At 67.6% G+C, this 20,762-nt stretch carries 17 protein-coding genes; all 17 read right to left on the reverse strand.

The annotated features are described in order from the left end of the window. Window positions 1-80: 80 nt before the first annotated feature. The gene (locus C4K40_RS13185) at window positions 81-1,061 is read right to left on the reverse strand and encodes a D-glycerate dehydrogenase (RefSeq protein ID WP_053128987.1); all 981 of its coding nucleotides are present in this window, start codon (window positions 1,059-1,061) and stop codon (window positions 81-83) included. Window positions 1,062-1,079: 18 nt separating this feature from the next. After that, window positions 1,080-2,375 (reverse strand): MFS transporter, encoded by a 1,296-nt coding sequence (locus C4K40_RS13190; RefSeq protein ID WP_053128990.1) that lies wholly within the window; start codon window positions 2,373-2,375, stop codon window positions 1,080-1,082. Between the two features lie 74 nt (window positions 2,376-2,449). Continuing rightward, window positions 2,450-3,406, reverse strand: a complete 957-nt coding sequence (locus C4K40_RS13195; protein ID WP_053128993.1) for a sugar kinase — start codon at window positions 3,404-3,406, stop codon at window positions 2,450-2,452. Further along, window positions 3,399-4,181 carry a sugar phosphate isomerase/epimerase gene (locus C4K40_RS13200; RefSeq protein ID WP_053128996.1) on the reverse strand — a complete coding sequence of 261 codons (783 nt, stop codon included), beginning with the start codon at window positions 4,179-4,181 and terminating at the stop codon, window positions 3,399-3,401. Before C4K40_RS13200 ends, C4K40_RS13195 begins: the two co-directional genes overlap by 8 nt. Before the next feature lie 159 nt (window positions 4,182-4,340). Beyond that, entirely contained in the window at window positions 4,341-5,366 is a 1,026-nt protein-coding gene (locus tag C4K40_RS13205; protein ID WP_053128999.1) for a LacI family DNA-binding transcriptional regulator, read from the reverse strand. 214 nt (window positions 5,367-5,580) lie between these two features. Further along, a complete protein-coding gene (locus tag C4K40_RS13210; RefSeq protein WP_053129001.1) occupies window positions 5,581-6,186 on the reverse strand; it encodes a LysE family translocator in 606 nt (201 codons plus the stop codon). A 50-nt stretch (window positions 6,187-6,236) separates the two neighbouring features. Then, window positions 6,237-7,076: an AraC family transcriptional regulator gene (locus C4K40_RS13215; protein ID WP_053129004.1), complete on the reverse strand. Its 840-nt coding sequence runs from the start codon at window positions 7,074-7,076 to the stop codon at window positions 6,237-6,239. Window positions 7,077-7,149: 73 nt separating this feature from the next. Then, window positions 7,150-7,791 (reverse strand): DUF1345 domain-containing protein, encoded by a 642-nt coding sequence (locus C4K40_RS13220; RefSeq protein ID WP_053129007.1) that lies wholly within the window; start codon window positions 7,789-7,791, stop codon window positions 7,150-7,152. Window positions 7,792-7,953: 162 nt separating this feature from the next. Beyond that, window positions 7,954-8,568, reverse strand: coding sequence for a glutathione S-transferase (locus C4K40_RS13225; protein WP_053129009.1), 615 nt, complete (start codon window positions 8,566-8,568; stop codon window positions 7,954-7,956). Window positions 8,569-8,794: 226 nt separating this feature from the next. Beyond that, window positions 8,795-12,472, reverse strand: coding sequence for an AAA family ATPase (locus tag C4K40_RS13235; protein ID WP_053129012.1), 3,678 nt, complete (start codon window positions 12,470-12,472; stop codon window positions 8,795-8,797). Then, on the reverse strand, window positions 12,469-13,713 hold the full coding sequence (locus tag C4K40_RS13240; RefSeq protein ID WP_053129015.1) for an exonuclease SbcCD subunit D C-terminal domain-containing protein: 1,245 nt from the start codon (window positions 13,711-13,713) through the stop codon (window positions 12,469-12,471). The genes C4K40_RS13235 and C4K40_RS13240 overlap by 4 nt, the downstream gene beginning before the upstream one ends. 87 nt (window positions 13,714-13,800) lie before the next feature. Beyond that, window positions 13,801-15,435, reverse strand: a complete 1,635-nt coding sequence (locus tag C4K40_RS13245; protein WP_053129017.1) for a BatD family protein — start codon at window positions 15,433-15,435, stop codon at window positions 13,801-13,803. Then, window positions 15,432-17,174 carry a VWA domain-containing protein gene (locus C4K40_RS13250; protein ID WP_053129021.1) on the reverse strand — a complete coding sequence of 581 codons (1,743 nt, stop codon included), beginning with the start codon at window positions 17,172-17,174 and terminating at the stop codon, window positions 15,432-15,434. Before C4K40_RS13250 ends, C4K40_RS13245 begins: the two co-directional genes overlap by 4 nt. Then, a complete protein-coding gene (locus tag C4K40_RS13255) occupies window positions 17,171-18,247 on the reverse strand; it encodes a VWA domain-containing protein (RefSeq protein ID WP_053129025.1) in 1,077 nt (358 codons plus the stop codon). Before C4K40_RS13255 ends, C4K40_RS13250 begins: the two co-directional genes overlap by 4 nt. After that, on the reverse strand, window positions 18,240-18,734 hold the full coding sequence (locus C4K40_RS13260; protein WP_053129028.1) for a DUF4381 domain-containing protein: 495 nt from the start codon (window positions 18,732-18,734) through the stop codon (window positions 18,240-18,242). The genes C4K40_RS13255 and C4K40_RS13260 overlap by 8 nt, the downstream gene beginning before the upstream one ends. Continuing rightward, window positions 18,731-19,672 carry a DUF58 domain-containing protein gene (locus C4K40_RS13265; RefSeq protein ID WP_022644091.1) on the reverse strand — a complete coding sequence of 314 codons (942 nt, stop codon included), beginning with the start codon at window positions 19,670-19,672 and terminating at the stop codon, window positions 18,731-18,733. Before C4K40_RS13265 ends, C4K40_RS13260 begins: the two co-directional genes overlap by 4 nt. 5 nt (window positions 19,673-19,677) lie before the next feature. Next, window positions 19,678-20,637, reverse strand: a complete 960-nt coding sequence (locus C4K40_RS13270; RefSeq protein ID WP_022644092.1) for a MoxR family ATPase — start codon at window positions 20,635-20,637, stop codon at window positions 19,678-19,680. Window positions 20,638-20,762: the final 125 nt, after the last annotated feature.

The following is a 20,762-nucleotide window of genomic DNA, read 5'->3' on the forward strand; positions in this document are numbered from 1 at the left end:
GCAGCTTCGCAGGCTCGGCAGCGGCTATAGAGGCTGCGCAGCGACGTATTGGTGTAGCCGCTGGCGCAGGGGGCACTGAGTTATTGGCGGTTCCAGGCCGCCGGGTTGACCAGGTTCGCCGGGCGATCGCCGGCCAGGGCAGCGAGGATATTGTCCACCGCGCAGCGCGCCATGGCCTCACGGGTTTCGAAGGTGGCCGAGCCGATATGCGGGGTGGCCACCACGTTGGACAGTTGCAGCAGCGGCGAGTGATGATCCAGCGGCTCTCGTTCGAACACGTCCAGCCCAGCGCCGCGAATGCGCCGTTCCTGTAGCGCTTGGATCAACGCCGCCTCGTCCACCACCTTGCCCCGGGAAATATTGATGAAGATGCTTTCGGGGCGCATCAGGGCGAACTCCCGGGCGCCGATCAGGCCCTGGGTCTGAGGAGTGAGCGGCAGGGTCAGGCAGATGAAGTCGGCCTCTTGCAGCAGTTCGTCGAGGCTGCGATAGCGGGCACCGAAGCGTTGCTCCACGGCCGGCTTGGGGTGGTTGCTGTGGTAGATCACCGGCATGCCGAAGCCGAAGTGCCCACGCTGGGCCAGGGCCTCGCCGATACGGCCCATGCCGATGATGCCCAGGGTCTTGCCGTGTACGTCGCTGCCAAAGTGCGCCGCGCCGATGCTGTGGTTCCACTGGCCGGCTCGAATCATGCCGGCCAGCTCCACCACGCGCCGGGCACTGGCCAGGATCAACGCGAAGCCGGTGTCGGCGGTGGTCTCGGTAAGCACGTCCGGGGTGTTGCTGAGCAGGATGCCGCGCCGGGTCAGGTAGTCGATGTCGTAGTTGTCGACCCCCACCGAGACGCTGGCCACGGCTTCCAGCCGGGGCGCCAGGTCCAGCAATGCCGCATCCAGGCGCAGGCTGGCGCCCAGCAGGCCATGGGCCTCGGGCAGGGCTTCACGCAGTTGCTCCAGGCCGGCGCCGGCCAAGTCCTCGACCAGGGTCACGGTGAGTTGTTCCTGCAGGCGTGCCATCAGCGACGGCGAGAGTTTCTTGTACAGCAGCAGATGTTTTTTCATGGAAGTCTCTGTGGCGATTCAGGAATGGGCCAGGCGCCGGCGCAGCGCCAGGGGTTTGGCCTGCGGCGTGCTGGCGCCGGGCTTGAGCAACAGGGTGAGCAGCACCGACAGCAGCAGCGCGCCGCTCATCAGCAGGTAGGAGGCCGCCGGCGAACCGGTGGCGCTGTTCAGGTAGCCCACCAGGTAGGAGCCGCCGAACGAGCCCAGGGCGCCCATGCTGTTGATCAGCGCCATGGCGCCGCCGGCGACGTTGGCCGGCAGGATCTCCGGGACGATGGCGAAGAACGGCCCATAGGGCGCGTACATGCAGGCCCCGGCGATCACCAGCAGGCCGTAGGACCACCAGAAATGCTCGGCCCCCAGCAGGTACGAGCCATAGAAGGCGAAAGCGGCCACCAGCAGCGGTGGCCAGACGAAGCGCTTGCGCTTCTGGGTCCGGTCCGACCCCCAGGACACCCCGAGCATGGCGATCACTGCCGCCAGGTACGGCAGGGCCGAGAGCCAGCCGGCTTCGACCATGTCCATCTGCGCGCCATGCTTGAGGATCGATGGCAGCCAGAGAACGAAGCCATAGACGCCGATACTCCAGCAGAAGAACTGCAAGGCCAGGATGATCACCTTGGGCGAGCGGAAGGCTTCGGCGTAGTTCTTCACCGCCTTGATGCCTTGCTGCTCGGCGGCCAGGGCGTTCTCCAGGTCTTGTTTTTCCTGCTCGCCCAGCCACTTGGCCTGGCTCGGCCGATCATCGGCCAGGCGCCACCAGATGAAGGCCCAGAGCACCGCCGGCAGGCCTTCGATGATGAACATCCAGCGCCAGCTGAAGTGCTCCACCAGGTAACCCGAAACCACCGACATCCACAGCATGGTCACCGGGTTGCCAAGGATCAGGAAGGTATTGGCCCGCGAGCGTTCGGCCCGGGTGAACCAGTGGCACAGGTAGACCAGCATCGCCGGCATCACCGCGGCCTCCACCACGCCGAGCATGAAGCGGATGGCGATCAGCATGTAGGCATTGGCGACGATGCCGGTGAGGGTGGCCAGGCCGCCCCAGAGGATCAGGCTGACGAAGATCAGCTTCTTCACGCTGCGCCGCTGTGCGTAGATCGCCCCCGGCACCTGGAAGAAGAAATAGCCGAGGAAGAACAGTGCGCCCAGCAGCGACGACAGCCCGGGGGTGATGTTCAGGTCGGCGGCCATTCCCGAGGCGGCGGCGAAGCCGTAGTTGGCACGGTCCAGGTAGGCCAGGCTGTAGGTGATGAAGACGATGGGCATGATGTACCACCAACGGCGGGCGGCGAGTTTGAGCGTATCCATGGCAGTTCTCCTGAGCTTGTTGTTCTTGTCGCAACAGGTGGTTGTTGGGTTCTTGGCCTCGAGGCCGGCCGGCTCTAGAGCGCGGCCGCCAGGCATGGCCGGTCGGCGGGCAGTTCATGGCGGTAGGGCAGGCCCTCCATGTCGCCGCGGCTCTGCACCGCGCGGCTGCCGCTCCAGTTGGCCCGCTGCACCGCCTCGACCATGCCGCAGCTTTCCAGCAGGGCGCTGACCAGGCCCACGGCGAAGGCATCGCCAGCGCCCACGGTGTCCACCACCTGGGGCACCGGTACGGCGTCGACGAAGCCGGCATCCAGTTGGGTGCGGTAGTAGGCGCCATGGGCGCCGAGCTTGATCACCACTGCCTCGGCGCCCTGGTCCAGGTAGAAGGCGGCGATGTCCGCCGGATCCTCGTAGCCGGTCAGCAGCCGGCCTTCGCCCAGGCCCGGCAGCACCCAGTGGGCCAGGGCCGCCAGGCGGTTGATCTCGCGGATCATCAACGCTTCGCTGGCCCACAGGCTTGGGCGCAGGTTGGGATCGAACGACACGCTGCGCCCGGCGGCGCGCTGGGTGCGCATCAGGTAGTGGGTCAGTTCCCGGGTCGCATCCGACAGCGCCGGGGGAATCCCGGTGGCGTGCAGGTGCCGGGCACGCAGCAGCGCAGGGGCGACGTCGCTGATGTTCAGGTGGCTGGCCGCCGAGCCGCGACGGAAGTACTCGACCCGGGGATCATCGCCGGTCTCTTCCCGGGACTTGAGCTGGAAGCCGGTCGGGTGCAGCGGATCGCAACGCACAAAGCGGCAGTCCAGGCCCTCGGCCTTGAGGGTGTCGAGCACGAAGCGGCCCAGGGAGTCGTTGCCGACCCGGCTCAGCCAGGCCACCTTGAAGCCCAGGCGCGACAGGCCGATGGCCACGTTGCTGTCGGCACCGGCGATGCGCTTGTGGAAGTGCTCGACCTGGGCCAGGTCGCCGCTGTGTTCGGCGACGAACATGGCCATGGTCTCGCCAAAGGACAGGATATCGATCTCAGGCATTGGTGTTCTCCAGTCGCGACTGGCCCAGGCGGGCCAATTGCTCGACCTGGGTCGCGGTCACCCGCACCAGGTCGTCGCCCTGCAACGGGTATTCCACGGCCCGGGTAATACCTTGGGTCATGTGCCGCAGCAGTTGTTCCCACTGATGCAGTTCCGGGCTGCCGGGCGGTATCGCCACCAGCTTGCCGTCGACCCGCTGGCGCACCGCCTTGCAGTGCACGTAGCCGACATGCCGACCCAGCACGCGCGCGGCGTTGACCGCCGATTGCTCCTGCCATTGCCAGTTGCCGATATCGAAAGTCATGCGCAGTGGCAGGTTGAGGGTTTCCACGGCGCTGAAGAACCGCTGGAACGGCTCGATGCGCCCGCCGTGGGCGGTCTGGTCGTTCTCCACCAGCAGTTGCAGCGGCTGGCGGAACAGCAGGCTGGCCAGGCAGCGCAGGTCGTGATGCTCATTGAAGTGGCCGAGGGATACCTTGAGCTGGCGGGCGCCGAACTCCCGGGCCCGCTGCAAGGTGGCGGACAGCTCCGGCGCCGGTTCGCTGCGCCCCGGCTGCCACAGCTCCAGGGGCGAGGAGTACACGCTGTCCAGCCCGTGTTCACGGGCGTCCTGGGCCAGTTCGGCGGGGTGCTCGCCGGTCAGCAGTTCTTCGCGCCATTCGATGCAGGACGCCCCGGCGGCGGCTACCAGGGGGATGAAGTACCCCTGGCCGTGCTGGCGCACCAGGTCCGCGCCGTAGCTGGACAGGCTGATGGAAACGGGTGATCTAGTCATGTTGCCTACCTCTGAAACCGGTTTCATTTTTGTTCGAGTCAATGCCGTGTTGCTGTCTGTTCCTGTGCTTGCTGCACCTTGTGGCCGCTGCGCGCCCATGTGTAGCCTGCGGCAGCGGCTACACGCGATGCACCCAGGCTCGTACGGCCTTCCACAGTCTTATCCTCGGGCCTGGCAGGTCGAGCCGCGGACGATCAATTGCGCTGGGAAATCCACTACCCGGGCCGGGCCGCTATCGCCGCGCAGGCGCTTGAGCAGGCATTCGAAGGCGCTGGCGCCGATGGCCGCCGTGGGTTGGGCCAGGGCGGTGATGCCGTTGCCCACCAGCGGGTACCAGTCCAGATCATCGAGGGCGATCAGGCCCAGGTCGCCGAACAAGGGGCGATCAAGCTGGCGCAGGGCATTGGTGGCTGCCAGGGCAGCCACGCCATTGGCGCAGAACAGCGCCTTGGGCCCGGCGCCCGGACTGTCGAGGAAGGTCTGCAGGCCGGCATTGAGCCCGGCGCCGGTTTCCAGCACCTGGCCACGCAGGGCCGGGTGCCGGACGATCTCGGCGTGGAAGCTGGTGCTGCGCTCCAGGCGCGAGCTGGTGCCGTCATGGGGTTCGCTGACCAGCAGCAGGTCGCGGTAGCCCTGTTGTTCCAGGTGTTCGATGGCAAGGTGCACCGCCGCCGGGTTGTCCAGGCCCACGAGGTCAGCCTGCAACTGCGCCAGCTTGCGATCCACCAGCACCATGGGCATTTCCTCCTGCAATTGCTGCAATTGGTCCAGGTGGTGGCCCAGGGTGTTCACGATCAAGCCTTCGATGTTGTAGGCCCGCAGGTTGGCCAGGTGCCGGGCTTCCTGCTGGTCGTCGCGGTCGGTATTGCACACCACCAGGCTGTAGCCGTGCAGGCGGCAGGCGGTTTCCACGCCGTGCATCACGGCAATCGAATAGGGGTTGCGGATATCGGCCACCAGCATGCCGATCAGGCGCGTGCGCCCGCGCTTCAGGCCGCGGGCCATCTGGTTCGGGCGATAGCCCAGTTCGCTGATGGCTTGCTCGATGCGCAGGGCGATGGCGTCGGAAAGCAGGGCGCGGTCTTCGCCGATGAAGCGCGACACACTGGCCTTGGAGACCCCGGCACGGTGGGCGACATCGAGCATGGTGACGCGGCTGCGCTGGGCGGCGGAAAACTGATTCACGGGCGATGACCTTGTTCTTGGAATTATCGGTTCGCAGGATCTGTGAGGTTGGCCTGAAACCGGTTTCAGGAAACCGCAGAATCGGTTCCGCCGTCAAGCGCGGCGTGAGGGCAAATCAACGTCTATCCGGCTACCGGCTGACCAATGGTGCATTCCGGCCCGGGTCCCGGGCGACTGGCCTGGGGTCCTGTGACCTGTAGTGACCGCAGGTTGTTCAGGCCCACAGGCTCAGCCAGGTGGCGGCCAGTAACAGCAGCGCCATGCCCCGGTTGAACCGCTGCATCGCCCGGGGCGAACCCAGCCAGCGCGCCGAGCCGGCCCCCAGCAGGGCCCAGGCGCCCAGGCAGGGCAGGGCGACGAGCAGGAACACCAGCGACAGGCACAGCACACGGCCCTGGCGATCGTCCGCAGGCCCGGCGAACACGCTGACCACCGCCAACGCCATCAGCCAGGTCTTGGGGTTCACCACTTGCAGGGCCGCCGCGCCGAGAAACCCCAAGCGCCGTTGCGCGGCGGTGTGTGCGGTGTGGGTCGGGGCGTGCCAGATCTGCCAGGCCAGGCCGCAGAGCCACAGCAGGCCGACCACTTGCATGGCCAGTTGCACTCCGGGCAGGTGGGCCAGTTTGTCCCCCAGCCCGCCGCCCACCAGCCACACCATGCCGGCAGCGGCACCACCAGCGCCGAAGATGATCGGCAGCGCGGCCCGCAGGCCATAGCGGGCACTGTTGCTCAGTACCAGGAGATTGGTCGGCCCCGGGGTGATGGAGGCGACGATGGCGAACATGACGAAGGGCAGCAGGCTGGTCAGGGCAGGCAACATGATGGGTAGCTCCAGTGAAGATCGGAGGGCTGATCTTCGCGGCCCCCGCCTCAGGCGTCTGGAAGCTTTGTGCAGCGCTTGCGGTACAGCGCCGGGCTCAGGCCGTAAGCCCGCATGAACCAGCGTCCGAGATGGCTCTGATCGGCAAAGCCCAGGGCGCTGGCCACCTCGGCCGGTGCAGCACCGCCGGCCAGCAAGCGCCGGGCGCGGCTCAGGCGCAATTGCACCAGATAGGCGTGGGGCGGCAGGCCGAAGGCGGCCTTGAAGGCCCGGCTCAGGCGGAAACGGTCGACGCCGCAGGCACTGCTCAGGGCTTGCAGGCTCAGGTCCTGGTAGAGGTGGGCGTGCAGGTAGTCGCGAGCCCGTTGCGCCACCCGGGGCAGGCGCGGGTCGTGGCCATAGCGCTGGCGCCACTGCAGGTGCCCGGTCAATTGCTCGAGCAGGCGATCCATGGCGCTCTGGCGCACGATGCGCAATTCGCCGTGGTGCAGGCTGTGAAATGCCGCGCTGGTGGCCTGGGCCAGCCGTGGATCGCAGGCCAGGGTGCTGCCGAATCCCAGTTGGCTATCGATCGGCGCTTCGGCGAACAGCGCCCCCAGCTCGCGCGTCAGCCACTGCGGGTCCAGGTACAGCATGCGGTAGGTGAAGCCACCAGCGGTGGGCGCCTCGCCGTCGTGGATTTCCCCGGGCTCGAGCAGAAACACCTTGCCGGGTGTGCTCTGGTGCCGGGTGCGACGGCAGTTGAACTGCTGTACACCTTGCTCGGTGACCCCCACCAGGTAGCTGTCGTGCCAGTGCGGGTCGTAGGCGTGGCCAGTGAAATGAGCGCGCAGGGTCTCGATGCCGGTGTCGGCGTCCTGGGCCAGGTCGATCCAGTTGTGCGTACTCATGCTGGGCTGCCGGTGGATTTCACCTGGGCATTCAACGACCGGGCTGGACGGGCGTCTAGAAGTTTCGTGCAGTTCAGCTGAACAGCCCGGCGGCGATATTGATGGAAAAGCCCAGGATCGCGGTGTTGAACAAAAAGCCGATCAGCGACTGGGCGAGGACGATCCTGCGTAGCTCGCGGGTGGCCACGCCGACGTCCGAGGTCTGCACGGCCACGCCGATGGTGAAGGAGAAGTACAGGAAGTCCCAATAGTCGGGATCCTTGAGGTTCTCGGCGAAGCGCAGGGCCGGCTCCGGGCCGTCCCAGGTGTAGTAGAGGCGGGCGTAGTGGACGCTGAAGATCACCCCCACCAGCAGCCAGGAGCCGATCACCGTCAGGCCGGTGAAACCGTAGTGCAGCAGGCGTCGGGTGGTGTCCAGGTCCTTGCTGCCCACCAGTTCCAGGGTGATGGCCACCAGGCTGGCGATGGCGGCGACGCAGACGATCAGCAGCACCAGCCCGGCGTTTTCGTCCTCGGCCTCGGCGATGCGCTTGACCTGGTCGGCCCGGGCCCGGACCGTGAGCCAGAACATCAACGCCAGGTAGGTCCAGACCGCCACGTTCCAGCCGATGAGGATCTTGCCGGTGAGGGTCTGGGCCGGCACCAGCAAGCCGGCGATGCAGCCGGCCAGGACACCGAAGGTCAGGCGGGGATGGGTACGGATCACGATGGACATGGCGGCTCGCCGTTGCAGGACAGGTGCTGAACCTTAGCACGGCAGTTTTGCCGGTTTCGCCTGGTGGTAGCTGCGCAGGGCGTGTAGCCGCTGCCGAGCTTGCGAGGCTGCGACAGGGGCCGCAGGACCCTCGGCGTTCGGCCAGGCAAGCGCAACTTGGTGTCAGGCGGGCTTGGCCATGATCGCGCTGAACAGCTCGGACTCCAGCCAGGCCTGCAACCAGGCTTGCAGCGCCGGGTAGGGCGCCTGGGCGAACCAGTCGCGGTCGACATGGGCGAACTGGCGGACGAAGGGCAGCAGGGCCGCGTCCGCCAGGCTTGGATGGCCGCCCAGCAGATAGCGCTGCTGGCTCAGTAGCCGCTCCAGGCGGGCCAGGAACAGCTCGCCCTGGGCCCGGTAATGCTCCATCGGTGCTTCGGGGTAACGCTCGGCGTACTTGTAGCGATTGAGGTGGACCTTGAACACCTGGTCGTTCTCCTCGATCAGCCCCGCCATCTGCGCCCGGGCCTGGGGCTCGCCCAGCAGGCGCCAGTCCCCGGGGTCATTGTGTTCCAGGGCCCAGAGCATGATCTGCAGGCTTTCATCGATCACCTGCCCACCGACGTTGAGCACCGGCACCGTGCCCTTGGGCGACAGCGCCAGCATTTCGGGTGGCTTGGCCTTGAGGCTGACTTCGATTATCCGTGGTCTCACCCCGGCATAGCGCAGGGCCAGCCGGGCACGCATGGCATAGGGACAGCGACGGAACGAGTAGAGGGTGGCCTGGGCGTCGTTCATTTCACCTCCAGGTGGCTTAGGGTCTGTTGCTGTTTCGCCGCGACCGCGCCGGAGCCAGTTTTAGCGCGGGGCTAGGCACGAGACGCGAGGTTTGGCCGTCCAAATGAGCGTTCGAGTAACGACTTACCGCGCTAAAACTGGCCCGTCCCTTCGGGTTGCGCGGCAAATGGCGCCATGCGTCGTTGCGGGACTTGGCAAGGGAACAACCATTGCCTGCGTCCCACGCCTAGCCTGGCGCCATTTGTCGCGGCAACGCGGCTTGCGGCGAAACAGCAACAGACCCTAGTCCATTGCCCTGGCGGCTGACCTGGATCTGCACCGCGATGCGCTCGTGCATCTCCTGCACGTGGGAGATCACCCCGACCTTGCGGCCCTGGGCCTGGAGGCCGTCGAGGGCGTCCATGGCCAGTTGCAGCGACTCGGGGTCGAGGCTGCCGAAGCCTTCGTCGATGAACAGCGATTCGATCTTCAAGGTGCTGGAGGCCATGGACGCCAACCCCAGGGCCAGCGCCAGGGACACCAGGAAGGTCTCGCCGCCGGACAGCGAATGCACCGAGCGCAGTTCGTCGCCCATCTCGGTGTCCAGCACCAGCAGGCCGAGCATGCTGCCGCCGCGCTTGAGGCGATAACGCCGCACCAGCTGGCGCAGTTGTGCGTTGGCGTGGTGCACCAGCAGGTCGAGGTTGTAGGCCTGGGCGATCTTGCGGAACTTGTCGCCCTCGGCCGAACCGATCAGGGCGCTGAGCCGAGCCCAGCGCTGCCATTGCTCGTACGCCTGGGCGATGCCCTGGCCCAGGGCCTGGTTGGCCTCCTGGCGGCGTTGGTCTTCGCTCTGCCGGGCGCGTAGCTCGGCCACTTGCTGTTCGTCGGCCAGCGCTTGTTGCGAAGTGGTTTCCAGGGCTTGGGCCAGCTCCTCGGCTTCCAGGTTGCCGTTGTGCTGGGCCTGGTGCTGCTCCAGGCGCTGCTGGCGCTCCTCGAGCAGTACCCGGGCCTGCTCGATGGCCTTGTCGTTGGCCTGCAGGCGCTCGCGCAGTTGGCGGACCTGGCTGTCGTCCAGTTCCAGCAGCCCTTGCAGCCCGGCGTCGTCGAGTTGCGGGTGCTGGGCGCGCCACTGCTCGATGCTGGCGGCCAGTTGCTGCTGCTCGGCTTCCAGGGCCTGGCAGCGCTCCTGGCCGGCCTTGAGCTCGGCGGCCAGCTGGATCAGCTGCTGTTGCAGTTCCTGCGCTTGCTGCTGGGCCGTGGCCTGGGCCATGCGGGCCTGCTCGACGCCCTGTTCCAGCTGCTGCTGCCAGTGCTCGGCGCTGTCGTGGGTTCCCAGCAACTCGGCCAACCGCTGCTGACACGCCTGTTGCTGCTGGTGCAGGGCCTCGGCCTGCTGCCGGGCGTCGTGCAATTGCTGCTGGCGGGTCTGCTGGCGGTCTTGTTCCTTGTCCAGGGCCAGCTGGCGCTGCTGCTGTTCTTGGGTTTCATCCTGCTGTTCGCGCAGTTGCTCGATGCGTTGCAGCACTTGCTGGTCCAACTGCATGAAGCTCGCCGCCGGGTCACGGCGCAAGCCGTCGAGCAGCTCGCCGGGCAGCCACTGGCTGAAGCCGCCGAGCTCTTCGTCCAGGCGCTGGCGATCGGCGTCCAGCTGCTCGCGCTGCTTCTCCAGGTGCTGGGCGGCCTGCTGGCTGGCATCGACGGCGGCCTGCAACTGGCCTTGCAGGCGTGCGGCATCCTTTTGCAGGGTCAACAGGGCGTCCTGGCGCTGCTCGTCCTGGCCGATGCTCTGTTGCAACTGCTCCAACTGCCGTTGCAGCCAGGCATCGCGCTGGGGCGGGTCCTGGTCCAGCAGCTGGGCGCCCAGGGGATGGGCTTGCAGGCTCGGGGCCAGGGTCTCTTGTTGGGTGGCCAGTTGTTCCTGTTGCTGTAGCAGGTCTTTCTGCTGGGCGATCAGGCCCTGGACCTGGGCACGCAGTTCCGCCAGTTGCTCCTTGAGCCCATCCACGACTTTCCGGGCGGCGGCTTCTTCGTTTTCGTCATGGCGCCCAAGGCTCTGCAACAGGGCCTCGGGTTGGTGATACGGGTGCTCGACACTGCCGCATACCGGGCATGGTTGATCGTCCTGCAGCTGCGCACGCAACTCTTCCACGCTGGCGCTGCGGGCCAGGCGCTGGCGCTCCAGCAGGGCCTGGGTCACGCTCAGGGTCTGCTCGGCCACCACCAGCTCGGCCTTGGCCTGGATCCCGATCTTGTTCAGCTCCTCGCGCTGGGTCGCCGCGGTTTGTTGCTTGTCCAGCAGCGCCTGGGCACGCAGGTTCAGCTCCTGCTGCTGGGCCCAGAGCCGGGCCAGGTCCTCGAACGAGCGTTGCTGCCTGCGGTTGTCCTGGAGCAGGGTGCCCAGCAATTGGATCTGCTCCGCCACGGCCTGGGGCTCGGCGCCGGCCTCGCGGTACAGCAGCTCCAACTGCGAGCGCTGCTCGCCCAATTGGCGGGCGGCGGTTTCGGCGCGCTGCTCAAGGCCCGGCAGTTCCGCCTGGCCCTGGTTCAGGCGATTACCGATCTGCACCAGCTGTTGCAAGCGCCCGCGATAGGCATCCCAGGCTTCGCTCAGAGGCGCGAGGGTGGCGCTGTGCTGCAGTTGCCCGGCGATCCGTTCCAGGCGCTCGGCCACCAGACGTTGCTGTTCCTGCAAGTGCTGGATGTCCTGCTGGCCCTGGGTGTTGGCCTGCTCGGCGCGCTCCCGAGCCTGGGTGGCCTGGGCCAGCTCCTGCTCCAGGCGTTGCAGGTTGCCTTGTTCGGCAAAGGCTTCGCGCAGCAGCGGCGCCTTGGCGCTGGATTGCTCCTGGGCCTGGGCCAGGCTGGCGCTACTGTCCTGGACCTGCTGCTGTCGTTGTTCTTGTTGCTGCCGCAACTGCGCTTGTTGCGCCTGTTGCTGCTCGATCTGCCGTTGCAGAGGTGCGAGGGTCGCGCTCAGTTCGACCTGGCGCAGGAACTGATGGCGCTGCGGCGCCAACTGCTCCAGGCGCTCCAGGCGCAGGCGTTCGGGGGCCAGGACCTGCGCCTCTGCCTCGGCTTCCTGCAACTGCTCGGCGGCACTGTGCCGGGCCTCCTGCCACTGGCGCAATTCCTTGAGCCAGCCGTGCTGGGCCTCCAGCTGCTTGAGTTGCAGTTGCCGGGCCTTGAGCTGGTCACGGACGGCACCCAACTGCTGGTCCAGCTCGGCACGTTCCTCGGCTGGCAGCGGGGCAACGCCGCTGGCCTGGGCGGTGAGGGCCTTGTGCGTTTCGTCGGCTTCCTTGGCCTTGCTGAAGGCGCGCTTGCCCAGCTGGCTGTAGATTGCCGTGTTGGTGAGCTTTTCCAGCAGTTCGCTGCGCTCTTTGTCGTCGGCCTTGAGGAAGGCGCTGAACTCGCTCTGGGCCAGCATCACCGCCCGGGTGAATTGGGCGAAGTTGAGCCCCAGCTTGGATTCGATCAGTTGTTCGTAATCGCGCTTGCTACTGGCCAGCAATTGATTGTTGTCCAGATCGGTGAGGCTCTGGCGGCTGGCTTGCAGCTTGCCCGTGGCCTTGTCGCGGGCGCGGTTGGTTTCCCAGCGGGCGCGGTAGCGGTGCCCGTCAATGCCGAAAAAATCCACTTCGGCGAACCCGCTGCCGGTGCCACGGCGCAGCAGGGTGCGTGGGTCGCCGGTGGAGATATCGCTGTCGATTTCAGGAACCTTGTTTTCCTTGGCGACATTGTTCAGCCGAGGCACGGCGCCGAACAGCGCCAGGCACAAGGCGTCGAGCAGGGTGCTCTTGCCGGCGCCGGTGGGGCCGGTGATGGCGAACAGGCCGGCGCTGGCCAGGGGTTCGGCGCTGAAATCGATCTCGAACGGGCCGGCCAGGGAGGTCAGGTTCTTCAGGCGGATGGCCAGGATCTTCATGGCTGCTCACCTTCGTGCTGGACGTCCTGCAACAGCAGGGCGAAATCCTTGAGGGTCTGTTCATCCGCTTCATTGGCGTAGGCATCGCGCCAGGCCCGGCGGAACAGTTCTTCGGGGCTCAGTTGATCCAGTTCGATCAGCCCGGCCATGCCGTCCTCGCCGTCGCCACTGGCGCTACCGGCGTATTCGGCAGCGATCCGCACCAGGCGCACGGCCTTGCCTTGCAAGGCGTTCTCCACCTGTTGGCGCAGGTCCGGCTGCGGTTCGTCCAGGCGTATGCGCACTTCCAGCCAGGGCTGGCGCTGCTCCTCGGCCAGCAGGTCGATGTCCGGCAGGGCGCCGAGCTGGGCCAGGATCTCGCCCAGCGGTGCCGGGCCCAGGCGTTGCAGGTTGACGGCCCGGGGGATCAGCCGCGGTTCGACGCCGAGCAACTGCTCACCGTCCAGGCGAATGTCGAGGATCTGGTGCTTGTAGTCGATCTCGGAGAACGACAGCGGGATCGGCGAGCCGCTGTAGCGGATGCGTTCCTCGCCGTTGACCTTCTGCGGCTTGTGCAGGTGCCCCAGGGCCACGTAGCTGATCTGCGGGCCGAACAGGCTGGCCGGCAGGGCCTCGGCGTTGCCGATCACCAGGCTGCGTTCGGAGTCCTCGGAAACCGCGCCGCCGGCCATGTGTGCGTGGCTCACGGCAATCAGCGCCTGGCCTGGCTGGCGGCGTTCCTCGGCGGCGGCAATCAGCCACTCATGGACCTGGGCGATGCCCTTGAGGTAGTCCTCGCCCAAATGGCGGCCGGTGACTTCCGCCGGCCGCAGGAAGGGCAGGGCCAGGCACCAGGCCGCGACCTTGCCGCTGGCATCGGTCAGCGGCAGCAGCAGGCGCCCGGCATCCAGCTGGCCGTCATCGAGCCACAGCACCCGGCCCAGGGCATGGGCGCGCAGGCGCCGCATCAATGGCGCTGGCAGTTCGATGCGCGAGCCGGAGTCGTGGTTGCCGGCGATCATCACGATGCTCAGGCCCGGTTGCTGCTCGTGGGCGCTGACGATGAAGTCGTACAGCCGTTCCTGGGCTTTGACCGGTGGGTTGACGGTGTCGAAGATATCGCCGGCGATCAGCAGCGCGTCCGGCTGCTCGTGCTTGAGCTGGCGCAACAGCCACTCGAGGAAGCAGGCGTGTTCGAAGTCGCGCTCCTGGCCATGGAGGTTCTGGCCCAGGTGCCAGTCGGAGGTGTGAAACAGACGCAAGGCAAACTCCAGGAAAAGCAGCTACCAGCTGCAAGTGGCAAGCTGCAGGCTCAAGCGGTTCTTGTCGCTTGGGCCATGCAGCTGCATTTATTTGGGATAGAGCGGCGGCAGGCTGATGGTATCGGCCTGGGGCGCCTGGACCCGCTCGGCGGTGGGAATGGCACGGATCGCCCGCCACAGTTCCTCGCCTTGCCAGTACTGGCCGCTCTCGCTGTAGAGGGCGCCGTTGAGGCCGTCCAGGGCATCGGACAGCGGGACGAAGCGTGCCGCCATCTCGGCCAGGGTCTCGGGCTGCTGGCGGGCCCAGGCGTCCAGGGCCTGGCGGGTGGCCTGGGGATCGTTGGCCTGGCAGGCGCGCTTGAGGTCGTCAAGCAGCGAGCGCGGGCTGGGGCCGCTCTGGACCACCCGGGCCACCGCCGGCTGCGAACGGGCACGCCACCACAAGCCGAAGCCCAAGAGTGTGGTGCAGGCCAGCAGCAGGGTGCTCAGTTGCCACAACCACAGGCTGTCGCTGGCCGGGCCGACCTGGGCGGTACTGGCCGGGGCGTCCTCCACCAGGCTCGGGTTGTCCGCCACCTGCAGGGTACGGGCCGGCAGGCTGCTGGTTTCCAGGCGATCGGCCTGGGTGTTCCACCAGGTGACTTCCAGGGCTGGCAGCTCGACGTTGCCGGTGCGGGTCGGCACCAGGGCCTGGCGCTCTTCGCGGATACCCAGCACGCCTTGCTCGACCTGCTGGTTGCTCAGCTGCGGCTGGTCCGGGTAGCTGCGCAGGCCGTTGATCTCGGCCATGGGCAGGGGCGGCAGTTGGGCGCTGGACAGGCCTTCGGCGCGCAGGGTCAGGCTGCGGGTCAGGGAGTCGCCGACCTGGGGATGTTCGGGCTCGGGGCTCCAGCTTTCGCCCAGGCTCAGGCTGCGCGCCGGCAGCCAGGGAACGTCGGCGGGATAGGCTGCGGGCTTGGCCATCACCGGCAGTTCCATCTCGGCCGAGCTGACGTGGATCAGCTTGCCGGGCCGGGCAGCCTGGGGCGTGGCGTCCTGGCCGGTGCCGGGGTTGGCCAGGGTGGCGCTGAAGGTCAGCGCCGGGATCTGCAAGACGCCGCTGTGCTGGGGATAGATCGCATAGCGCATCTCGATCACGCCGTGGCGCACGCCGTTGATCAGCTTCTCGTAGGTGCGCGCTTCTCCCAGTTGCTCGACCCGGGCATCGCTCAGTTGCAATGGGCTGAGGCTGCTGTCGTCGAACAGCGGCACCGAGTGATAGACGTGCAGGGTCAGCAGGGCCTGGGCCTGGACATAGACCTTGGGCTGGTCCAGCTCGGCATCGATGAACACCGGCTCCAGGTGCGCCTGCTGGTCCTGCTCGGGGCTGGCGTTGACCTGCAGGCTCAGGGCCTGGCTGCGCAGCTCGCCCAGTTGCACAGGCTCGATGGCCAGGGTGCCGGTGTGGCGCGGCAGCAGGGTCACGATCCAGCGGGTGCTGGCGTGACTGTCGCCCAGGCTGTTGAGCTGGTTGACCTGGCGCGTGCCGCGGACTTCGAACTGCGCTTGCAGGGGCGCGAGGTCCGGCTTGCCGAACTGGGTGACGTCGGTGGACTCCAGGGTCAGCTCGACGGTCTCCCCGGCGTTCACCTGGCTACGGTCCAGGCTGGCGAGCAGCCCGGCAGCCTGGGACTGCGCGGTCCAGCAGGCGAGGGCAAGCAGAAGGGCGGTGCAGCGGGTCATCGAGTTTTTCCCTGATCCTGATGGGTTTGCTGTTCGTACCAGAATTTACGCCTGAGCAGCTCTCCCGGGTCGTCCGGGATCTTGCGCAACCATTGCTCCAGTGCCTGTTGGTGCTCAGCGTCCAGGCTGTCGTCCACTGGGCGCAATGGAGTGGTGGTGTGGGCATCGTCCAGCTCGCTGCCGGGCACTTCGCTGTGGCCGGGCACTTGCGGGTCGGCCTGGGTCGCGTCTCCAGGACCTGGTGGGTTGCTGGCGGACGCCGGTGGCGTCTCGCTGCCCGGTACTGGCGTGCTGGCGGTGCTGCCAGATTCGGGCCGGGCATTGTCCTCGGCATCCGGGCTCTGCGGTTTCACCTCTGGCAGGGGCTCCGCTGCCCGCCGCTGTTGCAGCAGCTGCTGGACCAGGGCCAGGTTTTGCTGCGCCGGTAGCAGCTCGGGTTGCAGTTCCAGGGCTTGCTCATAGGCGTCGATGGCCGCTTCCAGCTCGCCGCTATGGGCCAGGGCGTTGCCACGATTGTAATGGGCGCGGGCGTCGTTGCCTTCGGCGAAGCGCTCGGCGGCGGCATTGTAGTTGCCGGCCTCGAACAAGGCCACGCCCTGCCATTGGCGGTCCTGGAAATGCCGCGCGGCCTCGGCCGGGCGCTGTTGCTGCAGCAGGCGCTCGCCTTGCTGGTCCGGACGCAGCCACAGGTCGTTGAAGTCCAGGGCGTAGCTGGGTTGGGGCAGGCCCAGGCACAACAGCGGCAGGCAGAACAACCAGCCCCGGCGCCCGGCGCAGGCGGCCAGCAGCAACAGTGGCAACAGCAGCCAGTAGCCCTGGTCGGCCCAGGTGTCCAGGCGCAGGGTCTGGCCGTCGTCGCGCACGCCCCGGGGACCGCCCAGCAAGCCCAGGCCGCGCAGGTCGTTGTCGTCCAGGCGGGCCTGGCGGTAGCGCCCGCCGACTTCGCCGATGAATTGCTTGAGCCCGGGGCTGTCCAGGCGCGAGACCAGGATCGCGCCCTGGTCGTCCTTGAGGTAGCTGCCGTCTTCCAGCGGCACCGGGGCGCCATCGCGGCTGCCGATGCCGAGCATCAACAGTTGCGGGGCATCGCCGTCCAGGGCCTGGCGAATGCCCTGGCGCTCCTGTTCGCTGAGGGACGAGGCCAGCAGCAGCACCCGCCCCTGGCCGAGGGCGCCCTGGTCCAGCAGCTTGAGGGCCTTGCGCAGGGCCAGGTCGGCGCGCTGGCCGGCCTCGGGCATGATCGATGGCTTGAGGGCATCGAGCAGGTTGCGGCTGGTGGCCAGGTCATCGGACAGCGGCACCAGGGTGTGGGCGCTGCCGGCATAGACCACGATGGCGGTCTGGGCGTCGCTGCGCAGGGCCAACAGGTCCAGCAGCTTGTGCCGGGCCTGGTCCAGGCGGTTGGACGGCACGTCGCCGGCGAGCATCTGTGGCGTCAGTTCCAGCAGCACCACCAGCGGGTCGGCGGGTTTCTGGCTGGTCTGCTCGACCCGCTGCCAGCTGGGCCCCAGCAGCGCCAGTACCGCCAGCAGCCAGGCCAGGCCCAGGGCGACCCATGGCAGCTTGCTCTCGCGGCCGTTGCCGCCGCTGAGCAGGGCGGCATGGAAGGCCGGTGGCAGGATCATCTGCCAGCGGCCGGCGCGTTTCTGCCGGTGCCAGAGCTTCCACAGCAGCAGGGCCAGCAGTGGCAATACCAGCAACCACCAGGGTCGGAACCAATGGGGCCAGAGTCCGATCATCGACGCCTCCGCAGACGCAGGCGCTTGAGGCGTTGCCGCCAGTGAGGCAAGGGTTGCAGGAAATGCTCCTTGGTGAGGAAGCGTTGCAGGGGGTTGTGCGGCCAGCGTTCGCGCAACACCAGCAACACGCTGAGCAGCAGGGCCGCGGCCAGGGGCCAGTGGTACAGGGCCTGGGCCGGACGGGCCTGGGTCGGTTGCTGGGCCACCGGCTCCAACTGGTCGAGGGTGTCCTTGATGGCCGCCAGTTCCTGGCCGTCGCGGGCGCGGAAATAGCGCCCGCCGGTGACCTCGGCCAGCTCCTTGAGCGCCGGCTCGTCCAGGTCCAGGCTCGGATTGATGCCGAGGATGCCCAGGGTGGCGCTCTGGTCCGGGTCGGCGCCGATGCCGATCGGGTAGATCTTCACGCCTTCCTCGGCCGCCAGGCGCGCCGCGGTGATGGGGGCGATCTCGCCGCCATTGTTGGCGCCATCGGTGACCAGGATCAGCACCCGGCTCTGGGCCGGACGCTGGCGCAGGCGCTTCAGGGCCAGGCCAATGGCGTCGCCGATGGCGGTGTTCTTGCCGGCGATACCGATCTTCGCCTCATCCAGCCAGACCCGCACGGTGTGCCGGTCGAAGGTCAGGGGCGCCTGCAGGTAGGCCTTGCTGCCGAACAGGATCAGGCCCACCCGGTCGCCCTCGCGGTGCTCGAGAAAATCGCCCAGGAGGTGCTTGACCAGGCCCAGCCGGCTGACGTCCTCGTCCTGCCACTGCATGTCGGGGAAGTCCATGGAGCCGGAGACGTCCACCGCCACCAGCAGGTCGCGACCGCTGGCCGCCACTGGCAGCGGTTCGCCCAGCCATTGCGGACGGGCCGCCGCCAGCAGGAGCAGCACCCAGAGCAGGATGAAGCGCGCCTGTTGGCGCCAGGCCGGCAGGTTGGCCCGGGCGCGGCGCCGGGCCAGGCCCTCCAGGTCGCCGAGGAAGCTGACCTTGAGCGCCGGCTCGCCGCTGTCGGCCACCGGCAGCACCAGGCGCAGCAGCCAGGGCAGCGGCAACAGGGCGAAGATCCATGGCCAGGCGAACTCAAACATGCTTGCGAATCCAGGTGTCCACCGCCTGGGTCAGGCCGGCGATGGCTTTGTCGTCGAGCTTGCACTCGGGCTTGTAGGCGCCTTCCACCAGCACCATCCAGCGGGTCAGGCCGGCGGCCGGGCAGCGGTTGTCGAGGAACGCCAGCCATTTGCGGCCATTGAGGGTATGGCTCTGGCTGTTGGGGTAGTGGTTGCGGCACAGGCGCTTGAGCAGCCCGTTGAGCGCTTGCAGCCAGGCCCCGGCCGGGGCGCCGTCGTAGGGTTTGGGCAGCAGTGCCAGTTCCGCCAGGGCGGCCAGGCGCACCGGGTCCAGGGGTTGTTCGGCGCGGCTCGGGGCCTTCTTGCGTGGCCACAGGTGGCGCCAGTGCCAGAGGGCGAAGGCCAGGGCCGGCAGCAGCACGGCCAGCAGCCACCAGCCCGGCGCCGGCGGCCACAGGCCCACCGCTGGTGGCGGCAGCAGGGGTTGCAGTTGTTCCAGGCTGCTCATCGGCCGGCTCCCGGACGCTGCGGGTTGAGGTACTCGCGCAGCTGCTCGACCATCTCGCTCTGGGTGCTCAGGGGCATCAGCAGGACCCGCAGCTTCTGCGCCAGGCGCTCCCAGCGGGCGATGCGTGCCTCGCTCTGGGCGCGGTAGGCCTGGCGCAGTTCATAGCTCAGGGTATCGAGTTCCAGCTGTGCGCCGCGCTCGGCGAAACGCATCAGGCCGGCGGCGGGCAGGGCATGGTCCAGGGGGTCGGACAGCGGCATCAGCAGCAGGTCGCAATGACGCGACAGCAGGCTCAGTTGTTGCTCGGCGGCATCGCTCAGGGCTCGCTCGTCGCAGATCACGATCACCAGGCTGCCGGGGCGCAGCACTTCGCGGCCGCGCAGCAGGGCGGTGCCCAGGGCGTCGCGCTGGGGCTGGGCGTCGGCGTGCAGCGATTGGTTGACCCGCACCAGGCGGTTGAGCAGTTGCAGCAGGCTCTGCTTGCTGCGCCGGGGCTTGATTTCGTAGTGCTCGTCGTCGCCAAAGACCAGGCCACCGACCCGGTCGTTGTGGCCCAGGGCGGCCCAGCCGATCAGGCTCGCGGCCTGGGCGGCGAGCACCGACTTGAACATCAGCCCGGAGCCGAAGAACAGCTGGCGGCTCTGCTCGACCATGATGAAGATCGGCCGCTCGCGCTCTTCGTGGAACAACTTGGTGTGGGGTTCCTGGGTCCGCGCGGTGACGCGCCAGTCGATGGTGCGCACGTCGTCGCCGGCCTGGTAGACCCGTACCTGGTCGAAGTCCACCCCGCGCCCGCGCAGCTTGGAATGGTGCAGCCCCACCAGCGGGCTGCGCTGGCTGGGCGTGGAGAACAGCTGCACCTCGCGCACGCGGTGGCGCATCTCGATCAATTCACCGAGGGTGATGCGGATGCCGGGTTCGGCGCTGGCGTGGGTCATGGAGGTCAGGCGACGGCAACGACGTCGAGGATGCGCTGTACCACACGGTCCTGGTCGATGCCTGCCGCTTCTGCTTCGAAGGACAGGATGATGCGATGGCGCAGCACGTCGAACAGCACCGCCTGGATGTCCTCGGGGCTGACGAAGTCGCGTCCGGCGAGCCAGGCGTGGGCCCGCGCGCAGCGGTCCAGGGCGATGGAGCCGCGGGGGCTGGCGCCGTAGGCGATCCACTCGGCCAGCTCCGGGTCGAACTTGCCCGGGGTGCGGGTGGCCATCACCAGCTGCACCAGGTATTCCTCCACCGCGTCGGCCATGTACAGGCCGAGGATTTCCTTGCGGGCGGCGAAGATCGCCTGCTGGCTGACCCGGCGCTCGGGCAGGGTCTCGCCGTTCAAGGCCTCGCCCCGGGCCTGCTGGAGGATCCGGCGCTCAACCGCTGCATCCGGGAAGCCGATCTTGACGTGCATCAGGAAGCGGTCGAGCTGGGCTTCGGGCAGCGGGTAGGTGCCTTCCTGCTCGATGGGGTTCTGGGTCGCCATCACCAGGAACAGCGGCGACAGTTCATAGGTGCTGCGTCCAACGCTGACCTGACGCTCGGCCATGGCCTCCAGCAGCGCCGACTGGACCTTGGCCGGGGCCCGGTTGATTTCGTCCGCCAGCACCAGGTTGTGGAAGATCGGGCCTTGCTGGAACACGAAGCTGCCGGTTTCCGGGCGATAGATCTCGGTGCCGGTGATGTCGGCTGGCAGCAAGTCGGGGGTGAACTGGATCCGATGGAACTGTGCTTCGACGCCGTCGGCCAACTCCTTGATGGCCTTGGTCTTGGCCAGCCCCGGAGCGCCCTCGACCAGCATGTGGCCGTCGGCGAGCAGGGCGATGAGCAAGCGCTCGATGAGTTTGTCCTGGCCAAGGATCTGCGTTGAAAGAAAGGTTCGCAGCGCCAATAGCGCTTCACGATGTTCCATCGGTGACTGTTCCTGGAGAGGGTGCGCCCGGGGCGGTGCGAGAACGCCAGGGCTGGGGGCGATACTTTAATCCATAGCGGGCCCCGCCGACTAACGGGGAAAGAGTGATTTCGAAAAAATCCCGG

Source organism: Pseudomonas sp. CMR5c (assembly GCF_003850545.1).
Lineage (GTDB): Bacteria > Pseudomonadota > Gammaproteobacteria > Pseudomonadales > Pseudomonadaceae > Aquipseudomonas > Aquipseudomonas piscis.